This window comes from Cedecea neteri (genome assembly GCF_000757825.1).
Taxonomy (GTDB): domain Bacteria; phylum Pseudomonadota; class Gammaproteobacteria; order Enterobacterales; family Enterobacteriaceae; genus Cedecea; species Cedecea selenatireducens.
This window is the reverse complement of sequence record NZ_CP009451.1, coordinates 2,918,267-2,939,815: the sequence shown is the minus strand read 5'-3', so window position 1 is coordinate 2,939,815 and position 21,549 is coordinate 2,918,267. Positions and strand designations below refer to the sequence as shown.

At 56.7% G+C, this 21,549-nt stretch carries 17 protein-coding genes and 1 pseudogene; 4 read left to right on the top strand and 14 right to left on the bottom strand.

Annotated features, from left to right (window positions below; all coding sequences use genetic code 11):
• Positions 1-9: 9 nt before the first annotated feature.
• From glgA to asd, 5 genes and pseudogenes are all read right to left on the bottom strand, one after another.
• Positions 10-1,443 (bottom strand): glycogen synthase GlgA, encoded by a 1,434-nt coding sequence (glgA, locus tag JT31_RS13520; RefSeq protein ID WP_038477991.1) that lies wholly within the window; start codon positions 1,441-1,443, stop codon positions 10-12.
• A 108-nt stretch (positions 1,444-1,551) separates the two neighbouring features.
• Positions 1,552-2,835, bottom strand: coding sequence for a glucose-1-phosphate adenylyltransferase (gene glgC, locus JT31_RS13515; protein ID WP_038477988.1), 1,284 nt, complete (start codon positions 2,833-2,835; stop codon positions 1,552-1,554).
• A 14-nt stretch (positions 2,836-2,849) separates the two neighbouring features.
• Positions 2,850-4,831, bottom strand: a pseudogene (gene glgX, locus JT31_RS13510) (glycogen debranching protein GlgX).
• Positions 4,828-7,017 carry a 1,4-alpha-glucan branching enzyme gene (glgB, locus tag JT31_RS13505; protein WP_038477985.1) on the bottom strand — a complete coding sequence of 730 codons (2,190 nt, stop codon included), beginning with the start codon at positions 7,015-7,017 and terminating at the stop codon, positions 4,828-4,830. The pseudogene glgX and the gene glgB overlap by 4 nt, the downstream one beginning before the upstream one ends.
• Positions 7,018-7,277: 260 nt before the next feature.
• On the bottom strand, positions 7,278-8,384 hold the full coding sequence (gene asd, locus JT31_RS13500; protein ID WP_038477982.1) for an aspartate-semialdehyde dehydrogenase: 1,107 nt from the start codon (positions 8,382-8,384) through the stop codon (positions 7,278-7,280).
• A gap of 174 nt (positions 8,385-8,558) precedes the next feature.
• Here asd and JT31_RS13495 point away from each other — a divergent pair, with 174 nt between their 5' ends.
• Together JT31_RS13495 and JT31_RS13490 are read left to right on the top strand one after the other, a co-directional pair.
• Positions 8,559-9,152, top strand: coding sequence for a YhgN family NAAT transporter (locus JT31_RS13495; protein WP_038477979.1), 594 nt, complete (start codon positions 8,559-8,561; stop codon positions 9,150-9,152).
• A gap of 245 nt (positions 9,153-9,397) precedes the next feature.
• Positions 9,398-10,357 carry an IS110 family transposase gene (locus JT31_RS13490; protein ID WP_038472527.1) on the top strand — a complete coding sequence of 320 codons (960 nt, stop codon included), beginning with the start codon at positions 9,398-9,400 and terminating at the stop codon, positions 10,355-10,357.
• A 74-nt stretch (positions 10,358-10,431) separates the two neighbouring features.
• On the opposite strand, the gene JT31_RS13485 is transcribed toward JT31_RS13490, so the two are convergent.
• The 6 genes from JT31_RS13485 to JT31_RS13460 form a co-directional block, all read right to left on the bottom strand.
• Positions 10,432-10,866: a hypothetical protein gene (locus JT31_RS13485; protein ID WP_038477976.1), complete on the bottom strand. Its 435-nt coding sequence runs from the start codon at positions 10,864-10,866 to the stop codon at positions 10,432-10,434.
• 116 nt (positions 10,867-10,982) lie between these two features.
• Positions 10,983-12,323 carry a gluconate transporter gene (gene gntU, locus JT31_RS13480; protein ID WP_038477973.1) on the bottom strand — a complete coding sequence of 447 codons (1,341 nt, stop codon included), beginning with the start codon at positions 12,321-12,323 and terminating at the stop codon, positions 10,983-10,985.
• Positions 12,320-12,853, bottom strand: a complete 534-nt coding sequence (gene gntK / locus JT31_RS13475) for a gluconokinase (protein ID WP_038477970.1) — start codon at positions 12,851-12,853, stop codon at positions 12,320-12,322. Before gntK ends, gntU begins: the two co-directional genes overlap by 4 nt.
• Positions 12,854-13,003: 150 nt before the next feature.
• A complete protein-coding gene (gntR, locus tag JT31_RS13470) occupies positions 13,004-13,999 on the bottom strand; it encodes a gluconate operon transcriptional repressor GntR (protein WP_038477967.1) in 996 nt (331 codons plus the stop codon).
• A gap of 94 nt (positions 14,000-14,093) precedes the next feature.
• Complete coding sequence (locus JT31_RS13465; protein ID WP_038477964.1) at positions 14,094-14,789, bottom strand: pirin family protein; 696 nt, start codon at positions 14,787-14,789, stop codon at positions 14,094-14,096.
• Between the two features lie 123 nt (positions 14,790-14,912).
• Positions 14,913-15,950, bottom strand: coding sequence for an oxidoreductase (locus JT31_RS13460; RefSeq protein WP_038477959.1), 1,038 nt, complete (start codon positions 15,948-15,950; stop codon positions 14,913-14,915).
• Positions 15,951-16,501: 551 nt separating this feature from the next.
• Between JT31_RS13460 and JT31_RS13455 the strand changes: the two genes are divergently transcribed.
• Positions 16,502-16,999, top strand: a complete 498-nt coding sequence (locus tag JT31_RS13455; RefSeq protein WP_038477956.1) for a GNAT family N-acetyltransferase — start codon at positions 16,502-16,504, stop codon at positions 16,997-16,999.
• Positions 17,000-17,506: 507 nt separating this feature from the next.
• Here JT31_RS13455 and ggt read toward each other — a convergent pair.
• The gene (gene ggt, locus JT31_RS13450; RefSeq protein ID WP_038477953.1) at positions 17,507-19,249 is read right to left on the bottom strand and encodes a gamma-glutamyltransferase; all 1,743 of its coding nucleotides are present in this window, start codon (positions 19,247-19,249) and stop codon (positions 17,507-17,509) included.
• Between the two features lie 122 nt (positions 19,250-19,371).
• On the opposite strand from ggt, the gene JT31_RS13445 reads away from it, so the two are divergent.
• Positions 19,372-19,737 carry a DUF2756 family protein gene (locus JT31_RS13445; protein WP_038477950.1) on the top strand — a complete coding sequence of 122 codons (366 nt, stop codon included), beginning with the start codon at positions 19,372-19,374 and terminating at the stop codon, positions 19,735-19,737.
• A gap of 4 nt (positions 19,738-19,741) precedes the next feature.
• Here JT31_RS13445 and ugpQ read toward each other — a convergent pair whose 3' ends face one another.
• Both ugpQ and JT31_RS13435 read right to left on the bottom strand, forming a co-directional pair.
• Positions 19,742-20,482 (bottom strand): glycerophosphodiester phosphodiesterase, encoded by a 741-nt coding sequence (ugpQ, locus tag JT31_RS13440; protein ID WP_038477947.1) that lies wholly within the window; start codon positions 20,480-20,482, stop codon positions 19,742-19,744.
• Entirely contained in the window at positions 20,479-21,549 is a 1,071-nt protein-coding gene (locus JT31_RS13435; RefSeq protein WP_038477944.1) for a sn-glycerol-3-phosphate import ATP-binding protein UgpC, read from the bottom strand. Before JT31_RS13435 ends, ugpQ begins: the two co-directional genes overlap by 4 nt.

Here is a 21,549-nt window from a genome sequence, read left to right as displayed (position 1 = left end):
TATGGGTAATTACAACAAGCGTTGATAAAGGTCGCGGTATGACTGCGCCGCTACCTGCCAGCTAAAATCCATATTCATCGCCTGCCGCTGCACAAAACGCCACAGTGACGGGCGGGACCACAGCACGAAAGCACGCCGGATCGCGCGGAGCAGCGACCAGGCATTACTGTCTTCAAACACAAAACCGGTTGCCACACCGTCAGCCAGGTTCTCCAGCGAAGTATCCGACACGGTGTCGGCCAGGCCACCGGTTCGCCGCACCAGCGGCAAGGTGCCATACTTCAGGCCGTAGAGCTGGGTTAAGCCGCAGGGCTCAAAGCGGCTCGGGACTAAAATCACATCGGCACCGCCCATGATGCGGTGGGAAAATGCCTCGTGATAGCCAATCTGGACGCCGACCTGGCCGGGATGCTCGGCGGCCGCCGCCAGGAATCCTTCCTGCAGCACAGAGTCCCCAGCCCCCAGCAGCGCCAGCTGGCCGCCCTGCTCCAGTAATCCGGGCAGCGCCTCAAGCACCAGATCCAGCCCTTTTTGGCTGGTTAACCGGCTGACCACGGCGAACAGCGGGACTTTGTCATTCACCTTCAGCCCCATCGCCACCTGCAGCTGACGTTTGTTTTCAGCTTTCTCTTCCAGCGAGTCGCGGGTGTAGCGCGAGGCCAGCAGCAGGTCGCTTTCCGGATTCCAAATCTTGCCGTCTACGCCGTTTAAAATGCCAGACAGCTTCCCTTCACGCTGGCGCTGGCGCAGAAGCCCTTCCATGCCGTAGGCAAAGTGCGGATCGGTTATCTCACGCGCATAGGTAGGGCTGACGGCGGTAATATGATCGGCGTAAAAAAGCCCGGCCTTCAGGTACGAAATCTGGCCGTGGAACTCCAGCCCGTTCATGTCGTAGAACCACCACGGCAGATCGATTTCACTTAAGTGATGTGCATAGAACATGCCCTGATAGGCAAGGTTATGCACGGTAAATACCGACTTCGCAGGGCGCCCGCGCGCCGCCAGATACGCCGGTGCCAGCCCGGCATGCCAGTCATGGGCGTGCACGATATCGGGATGCCAGAAGGGATCCAGCCCACAGGCCATTTCCGCGCCGACCCAGCCAAGCAGCGCAAAGCGCAGCACGTTGTCCTGATAAGCAAACTGATTGGTGTCGTGGTACGGGCTTCCGGGGCGCTCATAGAGATGGGGCGCATCAATCAGGTAAACGCCAACGCCGTTATAGTGGCCGTAGAGCAGGCGCATGTCGCCCGCGAACGTCTGTCGATGGGCAACTACCTGAATATCTTCGATTCCCCGCCGAACGTCGGGAAAAGCGGGCAGCAGGACGCGCGTATCAACGCCGCCGGCAATCTGCGCCGCCGGCAAAGCGCCCAGCACATCCGCAAGGCCGCCTGTCTTCAGTAGAGGAAACATCTCGGAACAGACATGTAAGACCTGCATTATCGCTCCCATTTGGAAAGTCGCGGCGCCGGTCTGGATCCTCAGGCAGCGCCAAACGATAAAATAACCGCGCACGGCATGACCGTGCGCAGGCCAATCTTCTTCGCGCTAGCCCTGCAGCTTCGCCAGCATCTCGCGCGTGACCAGTACAATGCCCTCTTCAGAGCGGTAAAAACGGCGAGCGTCCTCTTCTGCATTTTCGCCTACCACCATCCCTTCCGGGATCATGCAAGCGCGGTCGATGATGCAGCGACGCAGTCGACAGGAGCGTCCGACGATGACGTCGGGCAGCAGAACGGACGAGTCGATATTGCAAAAAGAGTTGATGCGCACGCGCGGAAACAGCACCGACTGCACGACCACCGAGCCCGAGATGATGCAGCCGCCGGACACCAGCGAGTTCAGCGTCATGCCGTGGCTGCCGGAGCGATCCTGGACGAACTTGGCGGGCGGCAGCGGCTCCATATGGGTACGGATCGGCCAGGCCTGGTCATACATATCCAGCTCGGGCATCACCGAAGCCAGATCGAGGTTCGCTTTCCAGTAGGCTTCCAGCGTTCCGACGTCGCGCCAGTAGGGCTCGGCGTTAGGATCGGACTGCACGCAGGAGAGCGGGAACGGGTGGGCGTAAGCTTCGCCCGCCAGGGTGATTTTCGGAATGATATCTTTGCCAAAGTCATGGCTGGAGTTTTCATCCCGATCGTCTTCTTCCAGCAGCCTGAACAAGTAATCGGCGTCAAAGATGTAGATCCCCATGCTTGCCAGAGACCTGCTGCTGTCGTTTGGCATGGTTGGCGGGTTTTCCGGCTTCTCCACGAAAGCGATAATTTTTTCGTCAACGTCCACCGCCATAACGCCAAACGCCGAAGCTTCATGCACCGGCACCGGCATACAGGCGACGGTACAGCGCGCGCCTTTCTCGACGTGGTCGATAAGCATGCGCGAGTAGTCCTGCTTGTAGATGTGGTCCCCGGCGAGGATCACCACGTACTCGGCGTTATAGCGGCGGATAATATCGAGGTTCTGGGTCACGGCATCGGCCGTTCCGCGATACCAGTTTTCACCGTGTACGCGCTGCTGGGCGGGCAGCAAATCAACAAACTCGTTCATCTCTTCGCTAAAGAAAGACCAGCCGCGCTGGATATGCTGCACCAGGGTGTGTGATTGATACTGAGTAATCACCCCAATGCGGCGAATGCCGGAGTTGATGCAGTTGGATAGCGCAAAATCAATAATGCGGAACTTGCCGCCAAAGTGGACCGCAGGCTTGGCGCGCGTCGACGTGAGATCCTTCAGTCGAGTCCCGCGGCCACCCGCCAGAATTAACGCAACGGATTTGATGGGCAGCTGGCGGGCCAGCATCAGCGGATCGTTTTTCTCAAACCTGACCATAACGAACTCCTTTTTCATGACTTGTGGAACACGCAGACTCCGTGCGCGGGACCATGCCATACAACCATCACGACCGGGTTGTCCTCTCCGGCAAACGGAGGAACGGCGTGCCATTCCCCCTCAGGTAGAACGATGTCCGCAACTTCTTCGGTCGCGTTAATAGCGATAAGCCAGCGATCGGACAGCTGGATTTGCAGGCGGTGGACCCCGTTTTGCCACTCATCGGCGCTCAGGGGCTGCGCCTCTTTATTCAGCCAGAGAACGTTGTCGTCGCCCTCTTCCCACCAGCGGTTGGCGGTCAGCGCCGGGATAGCCTGCCGCAGGTGAAGGAGCGCCGCCGTAAAGGTGGTTAACCCGTCGTTTCCCTGCTCCCAGTCAAGCCAGGTCAGCACGTTGTCCTGGCAGTAGGCGTTATTGTTGCCGTGCTGGCTATGCCCGTGCTCATCCCCGGCCAGCAGCATCGGCGTTCCCTGCGAGAGCAGCAGCGTGGTCAGCAGCGCATGCACGCTGTCCCGACGCCGTTCCTTGGTAATCAGGTTGGCTTCAAGCCCTTCAAAACCATAGTTATTACTAAAGTTGCTGTTGGTGCCGTCGCGATTATCTTCGCCGTTGGCTTCGTTATGTTTCTGGTTAAAACTTACGCAATCCCGCAGCGTAAAACCATCATGAGCGGTAATTAAATTAATGCTGGTGGAGGGTAACCTTTCGCCATGGCGATAAACGTCGCTCGAGCCGGCAAAGCGGCAGGCGAACCCGCCCAAAGAGAGATCCTGCTGGAGCCAGAAGCGACGCATCCCGTCCCTGAAATGATCGTTCCATTCGGCGAACAGCGGTGGGAAATTGCCGACCTGGTAACCCCCTGACCGATATCCCAGGGCTCGGCGATAAGCTTCACCTGCGACAGGTGAGGATCGTTTTTGATCGCCTCAAACAGCGGCGCATCCTGCCGAAATTCCGGCGTGCGCCCCATCACCGAGGCCAGATCAAAACGGAAACCGTCCACGTGGAAGCTGTCTACCCAGTAACGCAGACAGTCCGTCATCTGGGCCACCACGCCCGGCGTGCTGAGGTTCAGGGTATTTCCGCAGCCGGTCCAGTTCTGGTAATCGCCGTTGTCCATTAACCAATAATAGCTACGGTTGTCGATTCCGCTCAGCGACAGGGTTGGGCCGTCCTTGTCCAGCTCCGCGCTGTGGTTCAGGACAATGTCGAGGATCACTTCAATCCCGGCCTTGTGCAGCGCTTTGATGGCGCCTCTTAGCTCGTTGGCCGCGTTGTGGGGGTTCTGGTCTATCGCGTAGTAACTTTCAACGGCATAGAAAGCGCGAGGGTTGTAGCCCCAGTAGTTACTCAGCCCCAACTGCGAAATGCGGGGCTCGGTAACGAAGTGCGCCACGGGCAGCAGCTCAAGCGCCGTGATCCCCAGCCGTTTGAAGTAATCAGTCATCACCGGGTGCCCCAGCGCCGCATAAGTCCCGCGCTGCTCTTCCGGGATGCCGGGATGAAGCAGCGTCAGCCCGCGAACGTGGGCTTCATAGATAACCGTGTTGCCCCACGGCGTTCGAAGCGGCCGATCGTCTTCCCAGTCAAATTTTTCCCTGACCACCACGCACTTGGCCATGTGCGGGGCACTGTCCTCGAGGTTGGGTTCATCGTAGCCGCAGTGAAAATGCGGATGATCTTCGGCCCCGCCCACCACCACGCGAGCGCAGGGATCGAGCAGCAGCTTCGCAGGATTAAAGCGATGGCCATTTTCAGGCTCCCACGGCCCGTGAACCCGGTAGCCGTAGAGCAGCCCCGGTTTACCTTCCGGCAGATAGCCATGCCAGATGTCTCCCGAGCGCGAGGGCATGTCGTAGCGCTTTTCGTGTCCGTGTTCATCAAACAGGCACAGCTCGACCTTTTCGGCATGCACCGAATAAAGGGTGAAGTTAACGCCCTTACCGTCGTAATACGCCCCAAAGGGAGCCGGGCTACCTTGAGCCAGCTGCGTCATGCATCGCCCTCCCGAATCAGCCAGAGGGTAGACAGCGGCGGCAGCGTGATAGAGAGCGAATGATCGCGACCGTGGCTTGGCACCGCCTCGCTGCGCACCGTGCCGCTGTTGCCGGCGTTACTGCCGTGATAATGCATCGAGTCGGTATTCAGCTCTTCACGCCAGCGCCCCGGCTGGTTGATGCCGAAGCGGTAATGGTAGCGAGGTATCGGCGTAAAGTTGCTGGCAACGATGACCTCGTTGCCCTCGGCGTCACGGCGCACGAAAATAAAGACCGAATTCGCCTTGTCCTCCACCACCAGCCATTCAAAGCCGTAGTCGTCAAAATCCATTTGATGCAGCGCCGCGTGTCGCCGGTAGGTATGGTTCAGATCGCGTACAAGGCGCTGCACGCCGTGGTGCCAGTTATCCCCGCCCTGCAGGAGATGCCAGTCAAGGCTGCTGTCGTGGTTCCATTCGCGCCCCTGGGCAAACTCGTTGCCCATAAACAGCAGCTTTTTGCCCGGAAATGCCCACATCCAGCCGTAGTAAGCGCGCAGGTTAGCGAACCTCTGCCAGGCATCTCCCGGCATGCGGTCGAGAATCGATTTTTTGCCGTGCACGACCTCATCGTGCGAAAGCGGCAGGACAAAGTTTTCGGTGCCGTTGTACAGCATCCCGAAGGTCATTTTGTCGTGGTGATACTGGCGGTAAACCGGGTCCAGCTTCATGTAGTCGAGCGTGTCGTGCATCCAGCCCAGGTTCCACTTAAACCAGAACCCCAGCCCTCCCATGCTCGGCGGGCGAGAGACGCCGGCAAAATCGGTGGACTCTTCCGCCATCGTCACCGCGCCCGGCGTTTGCTCCCCGATGATGCGGTTGGTATTGCGCAGAAATTCAATCGCTTCCAGATTTTCGCGGCCGCCGTACTCGTTCGGAACCCACTCGCCTTTTTCCCGGCTGTAGTCGCGGTAAATCATCGAGGCGACGGCATCCACGCGCAGGCCGTCAATGCCAAAACGTTCAATCCAGTAGAGCGCGTTGCCCACCAGATAGTTACAGACTTCACGGCGGCCATAGTTGTAAATCAGCGTGTTCCAGTCCTGGTGATAGCCCTCACGCGGGTCGCCATGTTCATACAACGAGGTGCCGTCGAACTTAGCCAGCCCCGCGTCATCCGTCGGGAAATGGCCCGGCACCCAGTCCAGCAAAACATTAAGCCCGGCTTCGTGGGCCGTTTGCAGGAAGTAGAGGAAGTCGTCGCGCGTGCCAAAACGGCGCGTCGGGGCGTAAAGCCCCTGCGGCTGATAGCCCCAGCTGCCGTCAAACGGATGCTCGTTGACCGGCAGCAGTTCGAGATGGGTGAATCCCATTTCTTTGACGTAGGGGATCAGCTGCTCCGCCAGCTCGCGGTAGCTGAGCCAGAAGTTATTGTCGGTATGGCGACGCCAGGAGCCGAGATGAACCTCATAGATTGAGATAGGCTGGTCAAAGCCGTTGGCTTTCTGCCGCTCGGGGCTGAGCGTGGTTTTCTCCGGCAGGCCGCAGATAAGAGAAGCCGTTTCGGGGCGCATTTGCGCTTCAAAAGCGTACGGGTCGGCCTTAATACGCAGGTGCCCATCGGCATCCAGCAGCTCGAATTTATACAGCTGTCCGTTGTGCGCGCCGGGGATAAACAGCTCCCAAATGCCGCTTTCTTTGCGCAGCCGCATCGGGTGGCGGCGGCCGTCCCAGTAGTTAAACTGACCCACGACGGAGACTCTTCGGGCGTTCGGTGCCCAAATAGAGAAGCGCGTTCCGGTCACGCCGTCCATCGTGTCAGCATGCGCACCCAGCGTTTCATAGGGGCGTAGATGCGTGCCTTCGGAAAGCAGCCAGCTGTCCAGCTCCTGAATCAGCGGGCCAAAACGATAGGGATCGTCAATCAGGTTTTCCTGACCGTGCCAGACAACGGCAAGCTGGTAGCGAAAGGCATTTTTACGGCGAGGAATCAGCCCACAAAAGAAACCCCGGGAATCGAGGCACTCGAGCTGGCCAACTTTTCGCCCGGTTTTTGGTTCGATAACCCAGACTTCAGTGGCGTCAGGCAGCAGCGCACGGACTTCAAGCCCGGCGTCCGTTTGGTGCATCCCCAGCAGGGAAAACGGATCGGCAAAATGACCCGCAATTAGCGCATTGATCACGTCTCTTTCCGGCAGAACAGACATGGCATTTTCCTTTTTTATGTGTCACCAACAACCTGCGCTACGCCGCCGCGCGGGTACGACACTTATCATTGACCTGACGAACGGCGCTTAACTCCTGTCAGCCGGTTCGCCCAATACTCGCCAAAACGCAGACGCGTGATGACTTAAGCATAGCCAACGCTTTCCTGGCTCCTCGTGAAATAAATTAATGACTTTCGTTGTACCTTAAATTGCAGGCAAAAAAAGAGAGGCCATAAGGCCCCTCAGTTAAATAAGTGTAATTATGCGAGCGACCGCAGCATTCTGCGCAGCGGCTCGGCGGCGCCCCACAGCAGCTGGTCACCGACGGTGAACGCGGAGAGATACTCTGGCCCCATGTTCAGCTTACGCAGGCGGCCAACGGGCGTTGACAGCGTGCCGGTTACCGCAGCAGGCGTCAGCTCACGCATGGTAATCTCACGATCGTTTGGCACCACTTTCGCCCACGGATTGTGCGCGGCCAGCAGCTCTTCCACGGTTGGGATAGAAACGTCTTTCTTCAGCTTGATGGTAAACGCCTGGCTGTGGCAGCGCAGCGCGCCTACGCGCACGCACAGACCGTCAACCGGGATAGCGGTTGACGTCGCAAGAATTTTGTTGGTCTCTGCCTGGCCTTTCCACTCTTCACGGCTCTGGCCGTTGTCGAGCTGCTTGTCGATCCACGGAATCAGACTGCCGGCCAGCGGCACGCCGAAGTTATCCACCGGCAGCTTACCGCTGCGGCCAAGTTCGGTGACCTTGCGCTCGATATCCAGAATAGCGGAAGCCGGGTTCGCCAGCTCGGTGGAGACTTCGCCATACAGCTGGCCCATTTGGTTCAGCAGTTCACGCATGTGGCGCGCGCCGCCGCCGGACGCAGCCTGGTAAGTCGCCACGGAAACCCAGTCAACGAGGTCGTGGGCAAACAGGCCGCCAAGGGACATCAGCATTAAGCTTACGGTGCAGTTGCCGCCAACGAAGGTTTTGACGCCTTTGTTCAGGCCTTCCTGAATGACGTGCTGGTTGACCGGGTCGAGGATAATAATCGCGTCATCTTTCATGCGTAGAGAAGAAGCTGCGTCAATCCAGTAACCTTGCCAGCCGCTTTCACGGAGCTTTGGATAGATTTCGTTGGTATAATCGCCGCCCTGGCAGGTCACTATGATATCCAGCGCCTTCAGCGCTTCCAGATCAAATGCGTCCTGCAGTGTACCGCCGGTGGTGCCGGCAAACGTAGGGGCTGCCTGCCCAAGCTGGGAAGTGGAGAAGAAAACCGGACGAATGGCGTCAAAATCGCGCTCTTCCACCATGCGTTGCATGAGCACAGAGCCGACCATACCGCGCCAGCCAATAAAACCAACATTTTTCATAGCGACTTAATCCTGCAGAGATGATTGCGTGTGTAAGCGCTGGCAGTGAGCCAGAACATCACTCCACCTTACAAAATGCAGCCAAAGTCGCAAGTGAAATTAATCAATGATATCCGCCGTGTCAGAAACAAAGCTTATTAATAGAAACTACTTGCCAGATTTTGGGGAAAACAGATGACTGAAATCATATCCGCCGCGTTGCTCCTGATCCTGATTATGGACCCGCTGGGCAACTTGCCAATCTTTATGTCGGTGCTGAAACACACGGAGCCAAAGCGTCGCCGGGCCATTATGATCCGCGAACTGCTTATTGCTCTGCTGCTGATGCTTATCTTCCTGTTTGCCGGGGAAAAAATTCTTGGTTTCCTGAATTTGCGGGCTGAAACCGTGTCGATTTCAGGCGGCATTATTCTGTTCCTTATCGCCATTAAGATGATTTTCCCAGGCCAGGAAGGCAGTTCTTCCGGTTTACCCGCCGGGGAAGAGCCGTTTATCGTGCCGCTGGCGATCCCGCTGGTTGCCGGCCCTTCACTGCTCGCCACGCTGATGCTGCTGTCTCACCAGTACCCAAACCAAATGAGCCATTTAGTCGCCGCGCTGATGCTGGCCTGGGGCGGTACCGTCGCCATTCTGCTGCAATCTTCCCTGTTCCTGCGCCTGTTGGGTGAGAAAGGGGTTAACGCCCTTGAGCGCCTGATGGGGCTGGTGCTGGTGATGATTTCCACCCAGATGTTCCTGGATGGGATCAGAACGTGGATGCGTGGGTAAGACCAACCCTAACCCTAACCCTTATGTCTTGAACTTCCCCGCCAGTGCGGGGAAGATCCCCGACTGATCATCGGGAGGTTGCCGGTGAGCATCCCCTGGCCCTGGTGCTTCCGAGCCCGTGGGAGAGATTATGCCCCGGCAACCTTATTCCCTGTCGCCTCAAGACCGAACGGTATCCTGTGCCTCTGAGCACCCACATATAAGGATGGTCTGGCGATATTATTCATAAGGTTACGGAGAATCAGATGACCCTCACTTCTGTCGGCGTTGATATTGCTAAGCTAAAATTTGATGTCGCTGTCCTGCTGCCTGGTCAGAAATACAAAACTAAAAAGTTTGCTAACACGCCTGCGGGATGTCGTGAGTTTATTCACTGGCTGACCCGCTTTGGGGACTGTCATGTCTGTATGGAAGCGACGGGCAGCTACAGCACGGAACTCGCCACGGCATTGTCCGATGGCGGCTATCGCGTCAGCCTGGAAAACCCTGCCCGCATTCATGCCTTCAGTAACACCGAACTGACCCGAAACAAAACGGATAAAAGCGATGCCGCCCTGATAGCACGGTATTGTGCCCTGTATCAGCCAGCCCAATGGCATCCGGCTCCTCTCAGCCAGCGACAGCTGACCGCGCTGGTGCGGCATCTTAAAAATCTTGAAGAGATGCGTCAGATGGAAGAGAACAGGCTGGAGGCCGCAGATGAGGTCATCACTGGCTCGTTAAAAGAGCACATCGCCACGCTGGATGAACTGATAAAAGAAACCAAAAAGAAAATCAGACAGCACATTGATGATGACCCGGACCTGAGAAAAGACAAAGCGCTGCTGGAGAGTATCCCGGGAGTGGGAGATGTGCTGAGTACGAGTCTTCTGGCCTTCGCGGGAAACCTGAGGCGGTTCAGGAGCAGTAAGGCTCTGGTGGCTTATGCAGGGCTGAACCCACGACGTTGTGAGTCCGGGATGTGGAAGGGAAAGAGCAGGTTGTCAAAAGTGGGGAGCCGTGAGCTGCGTAGCGTGCTGTATATGCCTACGGTAGTGGCGGGAAGATGTAATGAAGTGGTGAAAGACCTGATGACCCGGATGGCGAGCAGGGGGAAGACAGGCAAAGAACGCGTGTGTGCAGGAATGAGAAAGCTGCTACAGCTGGCTTATGGGGTGGTGAAATCAGGGCGTGAATTTAACGCTGAAATACCGCTTGCCGGATAACCGACAAGACGGTATCTCTCCCTAAAAGGGAGAGGGGACGAATCGAGTCCTGCTCCTAACCCCCTATTTCCCCCTCACGAACACATATACCGATACGGCCCCGGCTGGCATGCTCGCAGCAAGAGATGAAGATTTTCCTGCTTCAGCGTATACATGCCGCCAAAGAACGGATCGACAATCAGCCACCCCGGCACTCCGAAGAAGATGACGTTGCCAAAGAGATACCAGTTGCTAAAACGGGTTTCCAGCGGTAGCGACAGGGAGTAATACCCTTCATGTTTTAGCCTCAACGTGTAGTTTTTCTTCCCGAAGTAGCTGCCGTCCGTCTTTTTCAGCGTCACGGACTGGGGGGTAATGCCCTGTGCGGCAATCTCTCCCTTGCCATCAAAAATCGTAAAAGCAGCGCGCTTTGGCGTACTGTCGATATACACCGTGGCGTCATTATTGCTAACCAGCGTCGCGCAGCCGGTTAACAGCGGCAATAACAGTAAGAAGAGTAATTTTTTCATGCGGCGCTCCCTTTTTAATAGGGAATAAGAGCGTCACGGGAAGAGCGAAGCTTAACCCGTAAAAGCAAAACACCCGGCAATTGCCGGGTGTTTTTAGCGGGAGCGGAAGAGAGAGATTAAGACAGCAGGCTGAACGCAATCATCCCGACAATCGCCCCGGTGGTGCCGAGGATGGTTTCCATCATCGTCCAGGTCTTCAGCGTTTGTGCTTCGGTCGCGCCGGTAAATTTACCGAACAGCCAGAAGCCCGCGTCGTTCACGTGGCTCACCACGATAGAACCGCCCGCGATACAGATAGACAGAGCCGCCATCTGCGCGCCGTTATAGTTCAGCTGCTCGATAACCGGCATCACCAGGCCAACGGCGGTCAGGCAGGCCACGGTAGCGGAACCCTGAATGATACGTACCGCAGCGGCCAGCACGAAGCAGGTAATCGCGATAGGCAGGCCCATGCCGGTCAACGCTTCACCCAGAGCCGGACCCACGCCGGAGTCAACCAGCACCTGTTTGAACACGCCCCCGGCACCGATAACCAGCAGGATAATACCCGCAGGCTGCAGCGCCTGGCCGCATACCGCCATCACTTTTTCTTTGTCCATACCCTGACGATAAGCCAGGCCATAAATAGCCACCAGGCAGGCCACCAGAATCGCGGTGAACGGGTGACCGATGAATTCCAGCCATTCATACAGCGTAGAACCTGGCGCGGTAAAACGAGCGGCGATGGTTTTCAGGCCAACCAGCACCAGCGGCAGCAGGATCAGAGACAGGCTGAAGCCAAAGGATGGCAGCTTGCCTTCGCCCAGATGCGGCTCGGAGATATCGTCCGGGATTTCCAGCGAAACAAATTTACTGATGAAGTTCCCGAACAGCGGGCCGGCGATAATCATGCCGGGGATCGCGGCGCACAGGCCAATCAGGATCATCCAGCCGAAGTCAGCGTGCATCTGTGATGCCAGCAGCATTGGCGCAGGCCCAGGCAGCAGGAACGCGGCAGCAGCGGCTACGCCTGCAAACAGAGGGATAACCAGCTTCACCAGATTGGTTCCGGTATGGCGCGCCATCGAAAACGCGACGCTTATCAGCAGCACGATGGCTACTTCAAAGAACAGCGGCAGCGCACAAATCAGGCCAGCCAGGCCAATGGCGTAATGCGCGCGGCTGTGGCCGAAGGACTTCAGCATCTTGACGGCAATCTGATCCACCGCGCCGGTTTCATGCAGAATTTTGCCGAACATAGCGCCGAGGGCGACCACAATCGCCAGGAAGCCCAGCGTACCGCCCATGCCTTTCTGCATGGTGTCGGCGATTTTGTCGAGCGGCATGCCGGAGAACAGCCCGGCACCAATAGAAACCACCATCAAAGCCACGAAGGCGTGCATACGAGCCTTCATCACTAAAAACAGCAGAAGCAGCACGGAGCCGACCGCGGTTAAAACAAGCGTTAATGTACTCACTCTGCGCTGCCTTGGTTGATTAATGCGAGGGTGCTGGCGACAACGCCGTCCAGCGGCTGGTCGATATCCACGATCAGCACGTCTTTTTCATCCGCCTGCGGCTCTTGCAGGGTTTCGAATTGGGTTACCAGCATCTGGGTTTTGAAGAAGTGACCTTTACGCGCTTTCAGGCGGCTTTCAATCACCCCGAAGTCACCTTTCATATAGATAAAGGAGAGGTTCGGGTTGCCGTCGCGCAGCAGGTCGCGATAGTGCTTTTTCAGCGCCGAGCAGACGATCAGCGAAACCTTGTTGGTGCGCTGCATCGCAAACGCGGCGTCATTTAACGCCTTCAGCCACGGGGTACGGTCGTCGTCGTTCAGCGGCTCGCCGGAGGCCATTTTCAGGATGTTGCTGCGGGGATGCAGGAAGTCGCCGTCAAGAAACGCGGCGTTCAGCTGGTGGGCAACTTCGCTGGCAACGGCGGATTTGCCGCTGCCGGAGACGCCCATCAGGACGTAAATGTGGTGGTCGTGATTAGTAGTACTCATGATGGCTCCGACTCTGACACAAAGCAATGCGCCTGGTTTTGTTACGGGTAACTGTTACCGATAACATTTTCCGGTCTGGCTGAGCAATAAGCAATAACCATTAGCTTGCAAAGTGTATAAGTGTGAGCTGTATCAAATAAAATTTTCGGCTTAGATCGAGCCGCCGGGCGACAGCGTAAAGCCTAAATCGAGCATTTTTGGGGTAATGATCTCACCGCGAATACGCGCCAGCAAACGCTCTGCCCCGATACGCCCCATGCGCTCTCGCGGGGTGAGCACGCTCGCCAGCCGCGGCTCCATCACCTGCCCGATGTCATGGCCGTGGAAACCGGCAATCGCCATATCTTCCGGAATGCGCAGGCCCTGGCGCTGGCATTCAAACGCCGCACCAATCGCTAAGTCATCGTTGGTGCAGAAGATACTGTCGAGCTGTGGATATTCCCGTTTCGCCTGGCGCAGCAGCTCAATACCGGTGGAATAAGAAGAGGAGTTTTCAATCATCACGCTGTACGGCGTCAGCCCGGCGTCGAGCATCGCCTGCTCGTAACCTTTTTGCTTGATGAGGGTACGTTCGTCGAGGCGCGCGCCAAGATAGGCAACGTGCTTATGCCCACGGGAAATAATGTTGGCCGTCATTTGGCGAGCCGCTTCGAAGTTATCAAAGCCCACGGCGATATCCAGGCAAGGAGAGACGCTGTCCATCAGCTCCACCACCGGAATACCGGCAACTTCAATCATTTTCAGCGTTCTGGGCGTGTGGTTGCGCTCGGTCAAAATCAGCCCGTCGATGTTCCAGGACAGCATGGATTCCAGACGCTCCTGCTCCAGCTCCGGCTTATAGCCGTAGTGGGCGAGCATGGTCTGGTAACCGTGGGCATCGATGACGTTTTCAATGCCGCGCAGCACTTCGGCGAACACCTGGTTGGTTAGCGAAGGAAGCAGGACGCCGATGGCCCGGCTGGTTGAATTAGAAAGAATATCCGGTGCACGGTTAGGGATATAGCCCAGTTCATCTAACGCGGCGGCAATTTTAACCTGCAGCGCGGCAGACACCTGGTCAGGATTACGTAAGAAACGGCTGACCGTCATTTTGGTCACCCCAACGCGATCCGCAACATCCTGTAGTACCGGTCTTTTCTTTTTCATCGTCCTGCTTGGCTTATGAAGTTTCGACAGCCGAGTTTAGCACGGACAAAAGAAAACCCGCCCCTTTTTCAGGGGCGGGTTGTGACGGGTAACGTTATACCGGAGGCAGATCGAACAGCAGGATCTCGCTCGCTTCGCTGGCATGAACGGAAATCGCTTGTTCATCCCAGACTGCGATCGCATCGCTGGTTTTTGCCTGCGTGCCGTTAATAGACACGTCGCCTTTCACTACCTGGATCCAGACGCGGCGGTCGGCCGGAATCTGATACACAGACTGCTCGTCTTTAGCCAGCGCCCAGCGGGACAGCTCCATATCCTGATAAACCTTCAGCGAGCCGTCGCGTGTATCCGGAGAAAGCACCAGTTGGCGCCCCTGAGGAGCATCAAACCGACGCTGATCGTAACGCGGCGTAATCCCGGTTTTTTCTGGAATAATCCAAATCTGGTACAGGCGCAGCGGTTCGGTCTGGCTGGCGTTGTACTCGGAGTGACGGATCCCGGTTCCGGCGCTCATAATCTGGAATTCACCCGCGGGCACACGCTCTTTGTTGCCCATGCTGTCCTGGTGCTCAACCGCGCCTTCCAGCACGTAGGTCAGGATTTCCATGTCTTTATGCGGATGAGTACCAAAGCCCTGACCCGCATCGATAACGTCTTCGTTAATGACCCGCAGCGCCGAGAAGCCCATAAAATTGGCGTCATAATAGTCGGCAAAAGAGAAGGTATGCCAGCTGTCCAGCCAGCCGTGGTTCGCATGGCCGCGGTCCTGTGCTTTTCTTAAGTAGATCATGTTATGTCCTCCGCAATTCGTTTGATGGGACAAGTGTGGACCCATTTAGCGGAGGATCATAGAGGGTGAAAATTGACTCCTCTGTTCAAAAAAAATGAACGAGTTAGAGGAGTCAAAATACTCTCAGGAGAGGCTTATTGTCGCAGGAGAAGGCTGTTCGAAACCGCGCTCCAGGATTTCCAGGTTGGTGAGAGCTTCAATTTCTCTGACATAATTAGGCTTGCCGCCGATCAGCGTGTCGTACAGTGCATCGTAGACGCGGCCATAGTCGCCCACTTCCGGCTTCCACTCCTCGCGCACCGTTTCACCGGCTTCGTTAACGTACTCCAACGTGGCTACGCTGCTGTCCGCGCCAAACCCTAGCTCACCCGGCATGATGTAGGCTTTGAGGCTGGTTTCCTGCTGGTCGATGCCGTACTTCACGAACGAGCCTTTGGTGCCGTGCACGATAAATTTCGGGTAATCGATTTTCACAAGGTGGCTGGTTTTCACGATCGCTTTGAGATCGCCAAAGAACAGCTGGGCTTCAAAAGTATCGTCCGGGTTGGCTTTATTGCGCAGGCTGCGGATGTCATAGGCGACGTGTTCCGGGCGGCCAAACAGGGAGATGATTTGGTCCATGGTGTGCACGCCCAGGCCGTAGAAAGCGCCGTCCGCCGGTTGGCCCGGATTCGCGGGCGCATCAGGGCGATACATATCGAAGTGACTTTCAATTTCCACGATCTTGCCGAGCTTGCCGCTCTCGATGGCTTTTTTCATCGTCAGGAAGCAGGAATCAAAGCGGCGATTCTGGTAAGGCGTGACCACCAGCCCCTTCTCGCTCGCCAGAGCAAACAGCTCTCGCGCTTCGGCAAGCGTTGGGGTAAACGGTTTTTCCACCAGCACGTTTTTACCCGCTTCGAGCGCCTTTTTCGCGTACTCAAAATGGCTGTCGACGTGGGTACAAATCACCACCAGCTTGACCTGCGGGTCGGTGAGGATGTCATCAAGCTGGCTGGTAAAGTGGATCCCGGCGTACTGCGGCTGCTGTTCCAGCTCCGGCTTTTCGCTACGGCGGAAGATGTGGGCCACGTTGAGCCTGTCTTTACGGAAGAGTACGAACGGAAGGTGATAGCGGGTGGTACTTTTACCAAAGCCGATGAAGGCACAGTGCAGAGTCATTTCATTATCCTTTTTGATTTGAGCTGCCTGTACCTTACTGCATTTTCCAGCCACGTTTTATTAAAACCGGACAAAGGTTTGTCCAAATTAGTTGGAGTTGTAGCAAGGCGGCAAGGGAAGGCATCCCGATGAGCTTACTTGGGTAAGTGATTCGGGTAACTGAGCGCAGCCAACGCAGCTACGGCTTCAAATAAGAAGACCGAAAGTTTGCCCAAATTAGTTGGAGTTGTAGCAAGGCGGCAAGGGAAGGCATCCCGATGAGCTTACTTGGGTAAGTGATTCGGGTAACTGAGCGCAGCCAACACAGCTACGGCTTCAAATAAGAAGGGCAAAAAAAAAGCCAGCACCCGGCTGGCTAAAGTAATACTGGAAGCAATGTGAGCAATGTCGTGCTTTCAGGATGTCTCCGTAGGGGTCTCCCCTGAACGCATGGCAATAATAATCATTATCATTCGCACTTGTAAAGTGTTTTTTGAAAAAAATAGCGTTGACTTGCGGTTCAAAGTCAATGATGTTTAAAAGGTTTTCCATAACTCATTGAGGAGAAAAGGATGAAATCAGTTGTTGTGCGTCACGCCGAACCTGGCGATGCGGAAGCTTTACAGAAAATGTATGCCCATCCGGCGCTTTACCGCGACACGCTACAGCTACCTCATCCTCCTCTAAAAGCCTGGCATGATCGAATTACCGACCCCAGACCAGGAAGCCGACATTTGGTGGCGTGCATCGGCGATGAGATTGTGGGGCAGCTAACGCTCACGGTGGAGCAGTCTCCGCGCCGCAGCCACGTTGCCACCTTCGGCATGGGCGTGCATTACGATCATCAGGGAAAAGGCATCGCTTCAGCTTTGCTGAAAGAAATGATTGCCCTGTGCGATAAGTGGCTTCGCGTCGAGCGCATTGAGCTGACGGTCTATACCGATAACGCCCCGGCGCTGGCGGTGTACCGCAAGTTTGGCTTCGAGGTGGAAGGTACCGGGAAGCTCTTCGCGCTGCGCGACGGCGAGTATGTGGATGCCTATTTTATGGCACGTTTTAAGCCGGGGTGATTTTAGCCCTCACCTGGGCTGTCTCCTATACCCTATTTTCTCGGAGAATATCTTTCGCTGCTCCCGGCAGCTCAACCCCGCCTAAGTTGGGTCATAACCGGGGGCGATGAGAGCCGGGAACAAGGACGTGGCTGTAAGTCTTGAAGCGACAGTGACTTTCAGCGTGGCTGGGAACAAAAAGCGAGGCTCGGTTCCGGCTTAAATCGCCTCCGTTTTCTCTCCGACTGGCCAGGGTCCGGACGTCGGGAACGGCCGGAGGCTGAGAGCGTCGGGAACGCGTCTCAGCCGACCCAGGACTGGGAGATAAAACGGAGGTTTACCGCTTGCGGCGATTTATTTGGCCGGGAGTCCGGGGTCTCGGGGGAATGACGGTGATTCTCCCGAGACGTTCACCGGTGCAGTGGCTAAATATGAAACAGCGCTGGAAGTGAACGGAATATTAACCAGCCCTGCACAATCGTCGGTATTTGTGTCTAAGAGACAGCCCCCGCATGGAGAAGAAGGCAATCAATACCCCGCGGTTAAATCATCCACTGAACGCGGATCGGACGCGCCATACAGCTTCCCATCGGGCGCAATCATAATGCTCTGTGTGCTGCCCATCGCGGCCTTCACTTCGACGTTCTGCCCTTTCTCTTTCAGTAACCGAAGCGTATCCGGGCTAAAGCCTTTCTCCACCCGCAGCTCGTCAGGCAACCACTGGTGATGGAAGCGTGGCGCATTGGTCGCTTCTGCCACGTTCATGCCAAAATCAATGCTGTTTACTACCATTTGCAGCACGGTAGTGATAATTCGGCTCCCGCCGGGACTGCCGGTTACCAGCCAGGTTTTCCCGTCTTTCACCACGATAGTGGGCGACATAGAAGATAACGGGCGTTTGTGTGGCCCCACGGCGTTGGCCTCCCCGCCCACCAGCCCGTAAACGTTCGGCACGCCCGGTTTGGCGGAGAAATCATCCATCTGGTTGTTCATCAGGATGCCGGTGTTACCGGCGACAATCCCGGTGCCGAAGGTGGTATTCAACGTATAGGTCACCGCCACCGCATTGCCGTCTTTATCCACGACGGAGAAATGCGTGGTCTGGTTACTTTCGTACGGGGCCAGGTTACCCGGCTTGATATCGCTCGACGGACGAGCCTTGTTGATATCAATTTTCCCGGCCAGCGATTTGGCATAAGCCTTGCTGGTCAGCGCCTGCCAGGGCACCTTGACGAAGTCCGGGTCACCAAGGTATTCCGAGCGATCCGCGTAGGCATATTTCTCCGCCTCGGCCATGATCTGCAGGGTGTCCGCGCTGCCAAAGCCGTACTTCGCCAGATCGAAGTTTTCAAGGATATTGAGGATCTGCACGATGTGGATCCCGCCGGAGGACGGCGGCGGCATGGAATAGACTTCATAGCCACGGTATTCGCCGCTGACGGGCTGGCGCTCAATCGCCTTGTAGTTGGCTAAATCCGCCTTGCTTATCAGCCCGCCGTTCTTTGCCATCTCTTCGGTAATCTGGTCGGCAATCGCCCCTTTATAGAAGGCATCCGGCCCCTGCTCAGCAATCATTTCCAGGCTTTTCGCGAGGTTGGCCTGCACCAGCTTGTCGCCTTTCTGCAGCGGCTCTCCGTCCGCTTTCCAGAAAATAGCCTTGCTGTTGGCATGGTTCGGGATCACTTCGGCGCCGTACTGTTTCAGGTCATCTGCCAGCGCATCGTTCACTATGAAGCCGTCCCGCGCCAGCTTAATGGCGGGCTGCACCACTTTGTTTAGCGGCAGGGTGCCGTACTTTTCCAAAGCCAGGCTAAACCCGGCCACGGTGCCCGGCGTGCCGGAGGCAAGGTGCGACGTTAGCGATTTCTTGCTATCGGCATTACCTTTATCGTCGAGGAACATATCCCGGCTGGCCTTTTCCGGCGCCATTTCCCGGAAGTCGATAGCGGTCGTTTTGCCGTCTTTGGTGCGCAGCATCATAAAACCGCCGCCGCCGATGTTGCCCGCCTGCGGGTGCGTGACCGCAAGGGCATAACCTACGGCAACCGCAGCATCCACTGCGTTACCGCCCTGCTTTAAGATATCGACGCCAACCTGAGTCGCCGCCGCATCCACCGAAGCTACCATGCCGTGCTCAGCGCGCACCGGATGGTAAACGTCCATTTCCACGCCATAGGAGACCGGCGGAGGAGCGGCAATCACCGTCAAGCACAGCCCGATAGTCAGCGCCGGAATGGCGACCCAGCGCAAAATTTTCCACTGCTTTATCATCGTTATATCCTCATTTACCCGGGGAAAGTCCCCGCTTAATCCTGGTTCACAAATCCGAAATAATCATCGTGATGAAGGAAACCGAGTAAACTTAGGGGAACCCCTGACGGGAGGAGATAACGATGAAAAAGGTATGGCTTCTGGCAGCCTTGCTGCCGCTAACCGCGCTCGCACAGCCGCTCAACACCACCAACAACCCTAACCAGCCGGGCTATCAGAACCCGAGCCAGCAGCGGATGCTGACGCAAATGCAAACGCAGCAATCCCAACAGCAGGGGATGTTAAAACAGCAGAGACAATCGCAAAATCAGCTACAGCAACAGCAGCTTCAGACGCAGCTCAACAACAATCAGCAGCGCGTCCTGCAGTCGCAGCCGGGCATGAGCCAGCAGCCGTTGCCGAACACCAATGGTGGGATGCTAAAAGGGAATAGCGGCGGCATGCTGAAGCAAAGTGGTTCAACGCTGCCGCCGCCGGTCACGCCGTAAGGCGTTATGCGGAGAAGTTCGGGCCTATCTCGTCGATGCGATCGGTACAGATAGCATCGACGCCCCACTGTAGCAGCACGGCCGCGCGGTGGGGAACGTTCACGGTATACACCAGAATGTACAATCCGGCCGCTTTCAGCGCCTTCACCCGAGCCTCATCTAACAGCTGATGATTCAGGTGAATAGACACGCACTGTAAGCGCGTGGTCAGCTCCTGCCAGTCATCACGCCATTCATCCAGCAGCAGGCCGCGAGGCAGTTCAGGCGCCGCAAGCTGGGCGGCTTCCAGGGCCTCAACCTCGAAAGAAGAAAGCAGCGGTGCCGTTTGCCCGGCCCACAGTTCCCGAGCCGCCAGAGCGACCACTTTCCCGGTTTCTGTTTCCAGCCCGGTGGTTGGTTTAATCTCGATATTTGCCATCATGCCGTGCTGTTTACAACGCTCGGCCACCTGAGAAAGCAGCGGCAGCGGCTCACCGGCAAATTCACGGCTGAACCAGCTTCCGGCGTCAACCTTCAACAGATTGTCCCAGCTCAGCTCGCCGGCAATGCCCCAGCCGTTGCTGGTGCGCTCAAGCGTGTCGTCGTGCAGCAGGAAAATTTGCCCGTCGCGGGACAGCTTGGCGTCAAACTCAATCATCGTGTGGCCGTAACGTGCCCCCACGTCGATTGCCGCGAGGGTATTTTCCGGTGCCAGCTTACCGCCGCCACGGTGGGCGACGATTTTTGGATAGGGCCAGTTGCTCATAAACGTTGTCCGTTTTTGCCATCAAAAAAGTGCAGATGTTCTTCCGGCAGATGAACCCAGAGCGTAGTGCCCGGCTGCGGGCGTTCCTGGTGCCCAAGGCGAATCACCACCTTTTGCCCACCCCAGCGGCCGTGGACCAGGTTATCAGCGCCCAGCATTTCAAGGGTTTCCACCAGGATCGGTATGCCACCTGCTTCCTGAGAGCTTATCGCAATATGTTCCGGGCGGATACCCAGCGTCATCGGGCGGCCAACCCACTGTAAACGCTGGCTACCCATCGGCAGCGCATCGCCGCCGTTCAGCTCAAAGCGTGAACCATCGATGCTGATATTTCCATCCAGCAGGTTCATCGCCGGCGAGCCGATAAAGCTTGCCACAAAGCGGCTGGCAGGACGTTCGTAAACCTCAACTGGCGTACCAATTTGCTCCGCAATACCTTTGTTCATCACCATCACGCGCTGGGCGAGGGTCATCGCTTCCACCTGGTCGTGCGTCACGTACAAGCTGGTGGTTTTCAGGCGGCGGTGAAGCTGCTGAAGTTCAAGACGCATCTGCACGCGCAGCTTGGCATCAAGGTTTGACAGCGGTTCGTCGAACAGGAATACCGCCGGGTCACGCACGATGGCGCGGCCCATGGCGACGCGCTGACGCTGGCCGCCGGAAAGCTCTCGCGGGCGGCGGGTCAGCAGCGCATCCAGCTCCAGAATACGAGCGGCTTCCAGCACCTTCAGGCGGATCTGCTCTTTGCCCAGGCCACGGATTTTCAGGCCCCAGGCCATGTTCTCTTCTACCGTCATGTGCGGGTAGAGCGCATAGTTCTGAAACACCATCGCGATGCCGCGCTCTTTGGGTTCCATGTCGGTGACGCGCTGGCTGTCAATCCAGATATCGCCGCTGGTCACCTGCTCCAGCCCGGCCACCATACGTAGCAGCGTAGATTTACCGCAGCCGGAAGGCCCGACCATCACGATGAACTCGCCGTCCGCAACGTCAACCGTCAGCGGCTGAATTACCTGGGTTTTACCGTCCCAGCTCTTGGTTACTGCCTGTAATTTTAAACCAGCCAT